The 12,733-nt window shown below is 43.6% G+C and carries 9 protein-coding genes; 7 read left to right on the forward strand and 2 right to left on the reverse strand.

Going from position 1 to position 12,733, the window contains the following annotated elements; translation table 11 throughout:
- Positions 1-3: 3 nt before the first annotated feature.
- The 4 genes from AN389_RS08835 (at position 4) to AN389_RS08850 (ending at position 3,677) form a co-directional block, all read left to right on the forward strand.
- Positions 4-999 carry a TauD/TfdA family dioxygenase gene (locus tag AN389_RS08835; RefSeq protein ID WP_055019647.1) on the forward strand — a complete coding sequence of 332 codons (996 nt, stop codon included), beginning with the start codon at positions 4-6 and terminating at the stop codon, positions 997-999.
- Positions 999-2,003: a YeiH family protein gene (locus AN389_RS08840; RefSeq protein ID WP_055015511.1), complete on the forward strand. Its 1,005-nt coding sequence runs from the start codon at positions 999-1,001 to the stop codon at positions 2,001-2,003. The genes AN389_RS08835 and AN389_RS08840 overlap by 1 nt, the downstream gene beginning before the upstream one ends.
- Positions 2,004-2,364: 361 nt before the next feature.
- Entirely contained in the window at positions 2,365-2,610 is a 246-nt protein-coding gene (locus tag AN389_RS08845; protein WP_055016889.1) for a DUF3297 family protein, read from the forward strand.
- A gap of 164 nt (positions 2,611-2,774) precedes the next feature.
- A complete protein-coding gene (locus AN389_RS08850) occupies positions 2,775-3,677 on the forward strand; it encodes a homocysteine S-methyltransferase family protein (RefSeq protein ID WP_055019648.1) in 903 nt (300 codons plus the stop codon).
- 43 nt (positions 3,678-3,720) lie between these two features.
- Here AN389_RS08850 and AN389_RS08855 read toward each other — a convergent pair whose 3' ends face one another.
- A complete protein-coding gene (locus AN389_RS08855; RefSeq protein WP_055016891.1) occupies positions 3,721-4,557 on the reverse strand; it encodes an alpha/beta hydrolase in 837 nt (278 codons plus the stop codon).
- A 132-nt stretch (positions 4,558-4,689) separates the two neighbouring features.
- Positions 4,690-5,106 (reverse strand): MerC domain-containing protein, encoded by a 417-nt coding sequence (locus tag AN389_RS08860; RefSeq protein WP_055016892.1) that lies wholly within the window; start codon positions 5,104-5,106, stop codon positions 4,690-4,692.
- 141 nt (positions 5,107-5,247) lie between these two features.
- Here AN389_RS08860 and AN389_RS08865 point away from each other — a divergent pair, with 141 nt between their 5' ends.
- The 3 genes from AN389_RS08865 to AN389_RS08875 all read left to right on the forward strand — a co-directional run bounded on the left by AN389_RS08865 (position 5,248) and on the right by AN389_RS08875 (position 12,464).
- The gene (locus AN389_RS08865; protein WP_055019649.1) at positions 5,248-7,653 is read left to right on the forward strand and encodes a TonB-dependent receptor; all 2,406 of its coding nucleotides are present in this window, start codon (positions 5,248-5,250) and stop codon (positions 7,651-7,653) included.
- A gap of 32 nt (positions 7,654-7,685) precedes the next feature.
- On the forward strand, positions 7,686-9,086 hold the full coding sequence (locus AN389_RS08870) for a hypothetical protein (RefSeq protein ID WP_055016894.1): 1,401 nt from the start codon (positions 7,686-7,688) through the stop codon (positions 9,084-9,086).
- A 156-nt stretch (positions 9,087-9,242) separates the two neighbouring features.
- The gene (locus AN389_RS08875) at positions 9,243-12,464 is read left to right on the forward strand and encodes a S41 family peptidase (RefSeq protein WP_082430550.1); all 3,222 of its coding nucleotides are present in this window, start codon (positions 9,243-9,245) and stop codon (positions 12,462-12,464) included.
- Positions 12,465-12,733 lie beyond the last annotated feature (269 nt).

Genomic DNA, 12,733 nt, shown 5'->3' on the forward strand with positions numbered 1-12,733 from the left:
AACATGTCAGCTACCGAACTTAACTATGCCCAAGTGCCTACACAATTAACGTTTGATGACTCGGTTTTTCCGTGCATTGTGGTTAATAACAATAACGCCAGCACCGTTGAAGAAGCGGTAGCTTTTATTCGCGCTCACAAAAGTGAGCTGGCTAAAAAACTTCGCAGCTCAGGCGCTGTATTGTTTAGAGGCTTTCCTATTAATAGCGCCGAGACGTTTGATACGTTTTCAGCAGGATTTGATTACGACAACTTTACGTACCAAGAGTCGCTATCCAATGCGGTACGTATTAACTTTACTGAGCGTGTATTTACCGCTAATGAAGCCCCAAAAGATGTAGAAATTTACCTTCATCACGAAATGGCGCAAACACCTATTTCGCCTAGTAAGCTGTTCTTTTTTTGTAAATCGGCAGCTGAGGAAGGCGGCGCAACGCCACTTTGTCGCTCAGATAAATTATTTAGCGCATTAAAGCAATATGATAGCCAATTAGCCGATGACTTTGAGCAAAAAGGCTTAAAATACACCACTTACATGCCCGCAGCCGACGATGCTACATCGGGCCAAGGCCGCAGCTGGAAAAGCACCCTAAGTGTTGAAACCAAAGACGAAGCGCACAATAAACTTACCGAGCTAGGTTACGAGTGGGAATGGCTAGAAGATGGCTCCTTAAAAGCAATTACCCCAGTTTTACCGGCTGTACTTACCCTTGAAAACGGCGTACAGGTTTTTTATAACCAACTTATTGCCGCTTATATGGGCTGGAAAGGCGTACGCGAAAACCCATCGGTTGCTATTACCTTTGGCGATGGCAGTGCCATTCCTAAACAAGGGCTTGAAAAAATTGTTGAGCTATCAAAAGACTATACCTTTGATTTAGCCTGGCAAGATGGCGATGTAGCCTTAGTAGATAACGAAATGGCGATGCATGGCCGTCGCCCATTTACTGGCGAGCGTAAACGCCAAGTACTTGTAGCTCTGACTGCAGCTAACGCCTAATGCAAAGCTTAACCAATGCGCTAAAGGTAAAAATTTCCCCGTTATGGCAAGGCGCTAGTATTGCAGCGATGACTGGCCTTGCCGCTTTATTTTTAAGTGAACACTATGGCGCACCCGCTATGCTATTTGCCTTATTATTAGGCATGGCGGTGTCGTTTTTATATCAAAGTGATAGCCCGTGCGCTAAAGGCATAGACTTTACCGGCACCACGGTTTTACGCGTAGGTATTGTGTTACTGGGGACTCGCATTGCGTTAGGTGATTTAATTACACTGGGTTGGCAAACCGCGTTAATGCTAGCTGGCGCTATATTTACCACCATTATTTTAGGGGTTGTACTTGCCCGAGTATTTGGTTTACAAAAGCGTTTTGGCGCACTTACCGGAGGGTCAGTCGCTATTTGTGGTGCATCGGCAGCACTGGCTATTTCATCTATTATGCCTAATAGCGAGCATAAAGAGCGCGATACGTTACTGACTGTAATTGGCGTAACGGCTATGTCGACCATAGCGATGATTTTATACCCGATTGTGGTTAACTACCTTGAGTTTGACGCCCACAACGCCGGCGTATTTTTAGGTGGCACCATACACGATGTAGCCCAAGTAGTCGGTGCGGGGTATTCGGTATCGCCCGAGGCAGGCGATATAGCAACACTGACTAAACTAGTACGAGTAGCCATGCTGTTGCCTGTAGTACTTATTATGATGGTTGTGATTAACCGCTCAAACAAAAGTAACCATGGCGAGCTGCCAAAAGTACCGGGGTTTTTAATTGGCTTTGTAATTTTAATGATTATAAACAGCACCTTTAACCTGCCAGCAATTGTGCTTGAAACCACCAATGAGCTTTCTCGATTCTTTTTAATTGCCGCCATCGCCGCCATTGGTATGAAAACAAACCTAGGCAAACTCACCGAGGTAGGTTTAAAGCCAATAATAATGATTGTTGCCGAAACCATTTGGATAGCACTGTTAATACTTGGCTTTGTATTGTGTAGCTAAAACCTTGAGTGTATTGAGTAGTTAGGGCGTGTTGATCTTTGCGGATTGAAATTTGTTCAATCTAGGGGTGATTAAATCGCGGCGCGAGATTTGTAACCTAGTGGGCTAAGTAAAAATCGAGTAAAAAAGAGTTTATCGCCCCTAGGCAGAACCCAAAGGGCAGCGCATGTTTGGCATTTATGCTGCGTTATCGCCTATTTATGTGAAATAACCACACTTCATAGGCTCTGCCTTGCCTAAAAACCAAACATACTGCTGCAAATTCAACCATCAAAGTTCAACACGCCCTAAGCATTAAACCTTGAGCGTATTGAGTGGATTGCCTACAATAGCGCATCACTTTTTAATAAAGATTAAAATCATGACCGATTCAACAAAACCAGCATTACCTGATCAGCTTTCTATTAACCCTCGCAGCAAACACTACATAGAAGAAGTGTTTGAACACGAAATTGGCGTAAAGCTAAACGGTAAAGAGCGCTTTGATGTAGAAGAGTACTGCATTAGCGAAGGTTGGATTAAAATTGCCGCACCTAAAGCGCTAGACCGCCGCGGCCAACCTTTACTTATGAAAGTAAAAGGCACGGTAGAGGTATTTTATAAGTAAGGTTTAGCCTACTAAAACAAGCGACTCTCCTGAGATGTCGCTTTTTTTATACCTATTGAAAAGCATTGAGCTTTTTTCATGTGAATAATGATGAAGTTTCATTATGATTTTATAAAAAACATGGTTGAATAGCGCCATATTGTACAGATACACAAAGGCTTGTTATGAATAAACTCACTATTTTAGATGGCGGCATGGGACGCGAACTTAAGCGCATGGGCGCGCCGTTCACACAGCCACTATGGAGTGCGCAAGCATTAATAGAAGCTCCGCACTTTGTAACGCAGGCTCACCAAGGTTTTATAGAGGCCGGCGCTGAAATAATTACCGCAAATAGCTACGCCTGTGTACCCTTTCATTTAGGTGAAGCGCTATACCAAGCCCAAGGCGCAGCTCTTGCACAGCAAGCGGCGGTCATCGCAAAAGAAGTTGCTCAAAACGCTAAACAAAATGTATTAGTAGCGGGTTCATTACCCCCCGCTTTTGGCTCTTACCGCCCTGAACTATTTGAAAGTAAGCGCGCATTTACTATTTTAGATACGCTATACAAGGCGCAAGACGAGCACGTAGATTTATGGATTGGCGAAACCATATCGAGCATTGAAGAAGCGCACGTTATGGCAAGCGTACTTAAAGGCTCAAACAAGCCATGTTATTACGCATTTACTTTAAATGATGTGGTAAGCGAACAAGCTAAACTTCGCTCTGGTGAACTGGTAAGTGACGCAGTAGCGGCTTTGCTTGAACAAAATATTGCTGGTATTTTCTTTAACTGCTCAATACCTGAGGTTATAGAGCAAGCCTTTAGCGATACTAACGCGGTATTAGCCAAGCAAAATAAAAGCGTTATTTTAGGCGCATTTGCTAATGGCTTTACACCTATCGCGCATGATTACAAAGCCAACGAAGGCTCACAAGCGTACCGCGATATTTCACCTTTAGAGTACCTAGATTTTGCAAAAACGTGGTACAGCCAAGGCGCAAGCATTATTGGTGGCTGCTGTGGCATAGGCCCAGAATTTATTGAAGTACTGGCAAACTGGAAACAACAACTTAAAAGCGCTTAAGCTTTAGTGTTTTTATAAATATTTAAATATTAGGGCTTATTTGCTATTGCCTCATTCCCAGCACCCAATCAAGCCCTTGTATGGCCGTAGTAGGAAATGCGGTTGCATGGCTCGCCCCTTCAATAACAACGCTTTTTAGTTCAATATTATCACTGCTAAGCGCATTAATTTTTTGCGTTAATTGCTTTGCCCCTGCCACCATATTTTGCCCTTCACCAAAGCTTGGCGTTTCCTTTGCGCCTACCGATATATAAACCTTTGTAGGCAATTTAGGTTTATTTGCTTGAAGCGCTAAAATTGCATTGTTATTAAACCAAACTGATGGGCTGCCAATTATATAATTGTTAAATAAATCGGGCATCGTAAATAAAATAGTGGCACCAAATAAGCCACCTAAAGAGTTACCTATATAGGTTTTTTGTGTGTTACTTGCTCTGTAATTTTTTTGTATAAACGGCAGTACAGTATTTTTTAAAAACAGCGCATGGTTGTGAGCGTTACCGGTTGGTTTTTTCCAGCTTTGAGCCTTACTTGGGGTGTAGTCTCTAATTCGGCTGTTGGCGCCTTTTGAGCCCTTTTCGTAACTAATGGCCACAATAATAGCCTGCTGCATTTTGCCACTATTCATAGGAAACCGTGTGGCGCCTGCCACAATAGGAAACGTATACGGTGCATCGGTTAAATAAATAACCGGATATATTTTTTCAGGGTACTTTTTATATGACTTAGGAAGCTGAATAAAAACAGGGTATACCCGATTGGTCACGGGCTCAGTGAGTTCTATAACGCTGCTTCTAGGGATTTGGTAGGGGGTATTTGCGCTTAATTTAAAACACATTAAAGCGCAAAGTAACAGCAGGGATTTTAAAACGGTATTCATTAACCTAAGCCAAGCGTAATAAACTAATATTTAATGACTACTTTAACTCACTTTTAGCTTTAGGCTATTAAAAAACAAAGTTAAATATTAAAAGGCAGTGCTACATGTTAGCTGTTTGTAGCACTGATAACGCTAAGCTGCCTGATCAGATTCATCGCCTGAACACGGGCAGTTATCGTCATTCTGTTTAAGGCATTGTTGATAATTAAACCAATGAGCTACAGCTATAAAAGCCGATCCTATTAAAGTAAGCGCTTTTTCGGCTATTTCATGCCCTAGCAATACCGCACATATCATAAAAGACAGTCCAATAATGCCGCAAGCCATATAACGTTTACGCTTGTGCTTTTTACAGCCTAAGCTCAATGCTAATAAACTGGTGGGTAATACCGCCGCAAGAATCCATAAATGAAATTGTTCACTATCTATTTGCAGTACAGCAAAGCTTGGCAATAGCGCTAAAATAACCGGGGTTGCAAAACAATGTACTGTACACATTAACGATAACCCAATCGCCATACGATCCATAACACTTTGACTCGACTTCATTATTTCCTCTACTAAATTAGTGCCTCTACTCAAAAGCGTTACCTTTAAGGAGACATTTTAGTAACAACAGTTAATTACTATTGATACATTATAACATTTCTCGCATAATTGATATAATATAACATCCAACAAGGTAGTCAAATGAAACGTAGATCTCAATTAGCTGTTCTCATCGCAGCTTTATTACCAGCAAGTGTGCTGGCATCAACAATTGAAGGCGTGGTTTTAAATAATCAAGGTAAAGCGGTTAATAATGCAACGGTAGAAGTTGAAGGCTCAGACCTTAAAGTCACCACCGACGAAAACGGTAAATTTGTACTAACCGAGTTAAACAATGGCTTAAAAGAGCTTCATATTGTGGCCTCAGGTTATGCGCATCTTCATCGCGACATAACAATAATTGGCGATGAAAACCAGTCGGTTACGTTTAATTTAACGCGCTCGCCTATTGAAGTTATTGATATTGAAGCAACCCCTATTCATATGTCGGCAATGGAATCTGCCTCACCTGTTAGTGTTTTATCTGGCGAACAATTAAGGCGCCAACAAGCTGCAACCCTTGGCGACAGCCTTGAAAAACTCCCAGGCGTTAATACAAATTTTCACGGTAAAGTAGCCAGCACGCCTATTATTCGTGGTTTGAGCGGCCCGCGTGTACTTATTACTCAAAATGGCCTTGATGTAAGCGATGTGTCGCGCGTTGGGCCTGATCACTCTGTTGCATCAGAAGCCTCTACCGCACAACAAATTGAAGTATTACGCGGCCCAGCAACGCTATTTTATGGCAGTGGCGCCATTGGTGGTGTGGTTAATGTGGTAGATAACCGTGTTCCAACCGACAGTACAACTCGCGGCGAGTGGAACCTAGAACATAACTCTGCTGATAACCAAAAAGTGGCCTCGTTTAATGCCACCACAGGCACAGACTCGGTGGCTTTTTACGCCGATGCGTTTTGGCGTGAAGCCGACGACTACGAGGTGCCTGTAGCTGCCGATATAGATAGCGACGGTGAAGAGCATAGTGGCGATTACAAAGTTGAAAACAGTTATGAAGAGTCTGACGGTTTTACTGTTGGCGCTAGCTATTTAATGGATAACGGCTTTATTGGCTTAGCAGTAGAGCAATTTAATCGTCAATACGGTATTCCGGGCCATACGCACGGCGAGGAAGAAGAGCACAGCGACGAAGAAGAAAGCGTATTTGCTGATTTAGAGCAAACTAAAGTGCAATTATTAGGTGAGTACAACCTAGATAATAAATGGCTAAACAAAGTAAACCTGCGCGTTGGCCACACCGACTACGAACACGCTGAAATTGAAGGTGGCGCTGTAGGCACCACATTTAAAAACGAAACAAACGAATTTCGTATAGACCTACTACATAACCAATTTAACGAGTGGAATGGCGGCATTAGCTTTCATTACAAACAAAGCGATGTTGAAGCACAAGGTGAAGAGGCCTTTACGCCGCCATCAGAAACAGAAAGCTTTGCTGTAGCACTAATGGAAGAAAGGCACTTTGGTGATTTTTTAGTGCAGCTAGGTGGGCGTATTGAGCGTGTAACCATTGAAGCAGGCGATGTATTACTAGCAAATATTGACGCTCACGCACATGATGAAGCAGAAGAAGCCGACGAGCATGATCACGACCATGAAGAAAGCGCAGAAACCACGCGCGTATTTGACGTAGAGCATGAATTTACGCCAATCAGTTTATCGGCAGGCGTAGTGTGGGATTTTACACCTAACTATAATTTAGGGCTGTCGGTATCGCGCTCTGAACGTGCGCCCTCTGCCTCTGAGTTGTTATCGTTTGGGCCACACATTGGTACTGGCACTTACGAAGTAGGTGCACTATTTGATTTAGATGAAGACGGCCATTTGGGTTTATCTAGTCAAGCAATTGATTTGGAAACAGCCAATAATATCGATTTAACCCTGCGTAAAACCCAAGGTGATGTTGGCTTTATTTTAAATGCCTTTTACAACCAAGTAGATAATTACTATTACCAAATAGACACCGGTTTATTCGCCGAAAGTGGCCACGACCATGGCGATGAAGAAGAAGGGGCTGACGAACACGACCATTCATCAGAACTGCCGGTTTATTTATTTAAAACAGACGACGTAATTTTACACGGATTTGAAGCGCAAATTGCGTGGCAATTAACCGATGAATTTAAAGTAGATTTATTCTCAGATTATGTGCGTGCACGCCTTAAAGACGGCGGCGATTTACCCCGTACTCCACCGCTTCGTTTTGGCAGCGAGTTAAGCTATCAAACAGATAAACTCAGTGCCCATATTCACGTTACTCGCTATCAAAAGCAAGACCGCATAGCCCCACAAGAAACAGCCACAGACGGCTACACATTGGTTGATGCAAGCATCTCTTACGACCTTTCAGTATTAAACCAAGATATGTCTGTTTACCTGCGTGGCAGCAACTTAACAGATACAGAAGCACGCGTGCACAGCTCGTTTGTAAAAGATATAGCACCACGTCCAGGACGTAGCTTTGCACTAGGCATTCGCGGTTATTTTTAAGCATTAAAAAATTATAATTAAAGGAAATAAACATGAAAAAACTATACAAATTAAAGCTTATTGCGCTGGCTATTAGCACTACATTTATTACAGCCTGTGGCGATGCAGAAACCAATATTGTAGAAAAAGATCCTATTGTTGTAGAAGACGAGCACGATCATGACGATGATGATCACGACCATGATGATGGCTACACAATTGATTCATTGGGCAGATTAGCTGTGCTTGCAGGCAACAGCAACGAAGCCCACTTTTATGATCTAGATGACAACTCACTTCTTGAAACATTTACCCTGACGAATGATTCAAGCACGTTGTCGTCATCACCTGATTTTCGTTATGCCGTTATTGCAAGCCGCGCACAAGATTACTTAGGCTTTATTGATGGTGGTTTATGGCGTGAAGACCACGGCGAGCATTTACACGACTACGAGCAAAGCCCAGCGGCTAGCAGTTATGAGCTAACAAGTGGCAGCCGCCCTACTCACCTTGTAAAACACGACGGCCAATTAGCTGTTTTTTATGATGGTGATGCAGACTCAGGCACGGTTGCCTCTGTTGAAGTATTAACAGATAGCGACATAACAAGCGCAACAGCAACGCTACCGGGTATTAGCTACGATATTAATATGCACGGCGTAGCAGAGCCCCGCGGTGAGCATTTATTATCAACACTTCGCCGTGATGACAGCGAAAGCACATCGGTTGCTAAAGTACTGCCAGACCAAGTAGGTGTTTATCATTTTCATGATGGTGAATACGAGCTTGAACAAACCTTAGACCTTACGTGTCCTGATTTACACGGCGCGGCACAAAACCACGACTACGTGGCATTTGGCTGTAGCGATGGTGTGTTATTAGCCCACCAGCACGATGATGAATACGAAGCTGAAAAAATAGCGAATATTGCAGCCGTTGGCGATTTACGTATTGGTAGTATTTATGGCCACGAAGACAGCGAGACCTTTATTGGCGTAGCATCTGGCCATGGTGGCGGCGAAGCCGTAATTGTAACTATTAACCCAACAACAGCACAAATGGAAGAACTAGAATGGCAACTAGCCGATGGCGCAAGTGCTGTGTCGTACTCTTTTTCTGCCCATGGCGAGCACTTTTTAATATTAGACAGCTTAGGCTTTTTAAATGTATTTAGCGCACACGACCATGATGGCGAAATGCATTGGGAGCTTGAAGGCCAAGTGGATATTACCGAGCAAGACGTATTAACCATGCCAGAGGGCATGAGCTTTAGCATGACAGTGGCGCAAAATGGTCAGTTTGCTTATGTAGCCGACCCTATTGCTCAGCACGTTGTGCAAGTACATCTTGAAGACCTAGAAATTGAAAGTGAGGTTGAGCTTACTTTTGCTCCTAGTGCAATTACTTGGCTTGGTATTGCGCAAGAGGAAGAAGAAGGCGATCACGACCACTAATTTCACTCTTTAAAAAAGAGTACTCCCTTGAAGGTTGGCGTTTTAATGCCAACCTTTTTTTATTCACATTTTGTAACAGACCTTTTATCGCAAGTGCATCGCTATTTATAACCTTATTGTTATGATGTAACAGCTATTAATATAGGATGTAATCCCATGAAAAAATTAACAACATTGGCGCTTGCCTTGGCTGCGGTTATTGCACCGAGCGTATCAGCCTATGAAACTAAAGACACTCGCTTACTACGCTTTCCTGATATTCATAACCAAAACGTGACCTTTGTTTACAGCGGCGATATTTATATTGCTAATACACAAACCGGCGAAAGCAAACGTTTAACCGACCACATTGGTTTTGAAACATTTCCTAAGTTTTCACCTGATGGTAAGCGCATTGCGTTTTCGGCTGAGTATAACGGCAGCCGCCAAGTATATGTGATCAACAGCGATGGCTCAGGCCTTAAGCAACTTACCTACTACAACGATGTTGGCCCAATGCCGCCGCGTGGTGGTTTTGATTACCGCGTTTTAGATTGGACCGCCGATGGTAAAAATGTGGTGTTTAGAGCTAACCGCACACCGTGGGGCAAACGTATGGGTCGCCCTTATATGGTTCCTGCCGACGGTGGCCTTGAGCAACCTTTAGCTATTCCAGAAACGGGCGGCGGTATGCTCTCGCCAGATGGCAGTAAGTATGTTTATACGCCCATTGACCGTGAGTTTCGTACTTGGAAACGCACCCGTGGCGGCCGTGCGCAAGACGTATGGGTTTACGATTTAGAAAAAAACATCTCAGAGCAACTGACTACTAACCGCGCAACCGATCAGCAACCTACCTGGGTTGGCGACAATATTTATTTTGTATCTGATCGTGACTACACACTAAATCTTTACCAATACCGCAAAGGCAATGAGCCTAAAAAGCTTACCAACTTTAAAGACTTTGACGTACTTTGGCCTTCAGCAGGCCCTAATGCGGTTGTGTATGAAAACGGCGGTTACTTATATCGCTTTGACGCAAAAACACAAAAAAGCACTAAGCTGAGCATTAACATTGCCGGTGTGCGCCAATACGCTATGCCGTACAGCAAAAATGTGAGCGACTTTATTGACTCTATGTCGATTTCTCATGATGGCAAACGTGCTGTATTTACAGCCCGTGGCGAGCTATTTAGCGTACCCGTTAAACAAGGCCCTACGCGTAACTTATCGTACACTCAAAAAAGCCGTGAAATAGACGCAAGCTGGTCGCCAAATGGGCGTTACATTGCTTACATGAGCGATGAAAGCGGCGAGTACGAAATTTACCTAAAAGATCGCAGTAAAAATAATGCCATTAAACAACTAACTAGTAATGGCACTATTTGGCGCTTTACGCCTATTTGGTCACCCGATAGCACTAAGTTGTTGTTTGCAGATAAAAACCACACACTGTGGTGGTTAGATGCAAAATCGGGCAAGCAACACAAAATTGATACCGGTATTTACGACGAAGACGGCATTACTCAATATACGTGGTCGCCTAATAGCCAAGATATTGTGTATGTAAAAAATAACGAAAACCGTTATGCATCGCTTTGGCACTACAACCTTAAAAAGAAAAAGGTAACGCGCCTAACAGACGAAATGAGTAATGAGCAAAACCCAACCTTTTCGCCAGATGGCCAATATCTTTACTTTAGCTCTGAGCGCGACTTTAACCTTGCGTTTAGCAGCTACGAGTTTGACTACATGTTTAACCGCGCCACCCGTATTTATGCGGCCGCTGTAAACAACAGCGTTAAACCGCTTATCGCCTTACAAAGTGACGAAACCACGATTGTAAAAGATAAAGACGATGAAAAAGAAGACGACAAAAAAGTTAAAAACGCACTGCAAAGCAGCGACTTTATGCAGCGTGTTACCGCACTTAATGCACCCGCGGGCAATTACCGTGGCTTAACCGCAGTAAAAGGCGGCGTGCTTACACTTGCCAATGGTGGTTTACAACTTATAGGCACCGAGCACGATAGCGAGCTAGAAACAGTGGCTAAAGGTGTTAGCAATTACACTATATCGAGCAACAGCGAGCACCTGCTTGTACATACAAGTGGCGGTTACAGCTTAATTGAGCCTAAACCAAAGCAAGACCTAGACGCCAATAAGCTCGATTTAAGTAAAATGACGCTTAAAATTGACCCGCAAGCTGAGTGGCAGCAAATGTATGTAGAAGGCTGGCGCACCCTGCGCGACTGGTTCTACGACGAAAACCACCACGGTCAAGATTGGGATGCTATTTTAGCTAAATACCAACCTATGGCTGATGCTATTAGCCACCGTAGCGACCTTGATTATGTACTGAGTGAAATTGCTGGCGAAATTAACTCAGGCCATATTTACGTGCAATCGGGCGATATGCCAAAAGCCGAACGTAAAAAACACGGCTTATTAGGCGCTAAGCTTGCAAGCGATCCATCGGGTTATGTAAAAATAGAGAAAATCTTCAAAGGTGAAAACTGGCATGACGATTTCCGTTCACCACTGGGGACTACAGGCGTAAAAGCACATAACGGCGATTACATAATTGCGGTAAACGGCCGCTCGGTTAAAGACGTTGCTAACTTTTACGAACTCCTTGAAAACACCCAAGGCGAGCAAGTAGAGCTGGTGCTAAACAGCAAGCCGCGTAGCAAAGGCGCATGGCAAGTAACTGTAAAACCAGTAGCCAGTGAGCAAGGTTTACGTTATTTAGAGTGGGTTAACTCGCGTGCAGCCTACGTTAATAAGTTATCAAATGGGCGCATTGGCTACGTACACCTGCCAAATACAGCATATGAAGGTAACCGCGCCATGTTTAAAAACTACATGCCGCAAACCACTAAAGACGCCATGATTATTGATGACCGATACAACGGTGGTGGCTTTATTCCTGAGCACATGATCACCTGGCTTGCACGTAAACCACTTAACTACTGGAAACGTCGAGGCACCGAGCCCACTAAAACGCCACAGTTTGCGCACGACGGCCCAAAAGCCATGCTAATAAACGGCTATTCAAGCTCCGGCGGTGATGCAATTCCTTACTACTTCCGCAAAGCGGGGTTAGGTAAGCTAATTGGTACGCGTACGTGGGGTGGCTTAATTGGTATTTCTGGTAACCCTAGCCTTGTAGATGGCGGGCAAGTCATTGCGGCTACTTTCCGTATTTTAGATACCCAAGGTAACTGGATTATAGAAAACGAAGGCGTTGCACCTGATATTAAAGTAATTGACCGCCCAGAACTCATTTACAAAGGCCAAGATCCATCTATAGAACGTGCTGTACAGGAGTTATTAAAGGAGCTTAAAGCAAACCCTAAGCAACCTTTAGTGGTGCCACCAGCACCGTCTAAATTTTAATTTGCTGTATAGCTAAATAAGCTAGGGCGTGTTGATCTTTGATGGTTGAATTTGCAGCAGCATGTTTGGTTTTTAGGCAAGGCAGAGCCTATGTAGTGTGGTTATTCCCCATAAATAGGCGATAACGCAGCATAAATGCCAAACATGCGCTGCCCTCTGGGTTCTTTCTAGGGACGATTGACTCTTTGTTGCTCGGTTTTTACTTAGCCCACTAGGTTACAAACCTCGCGCCGCGATTTAATCGCCCCTAGATTGAACAAATTTCAATC

Source organism: Pseudoalteromonas sp. P1-7a (assembly GCF_001401855.1).
GTDB lineage: Bacteria > Pseudomonadota > Gammaproteobacteria > Enterobacterales > Alteromonadaceae > Pseudoalteromonas.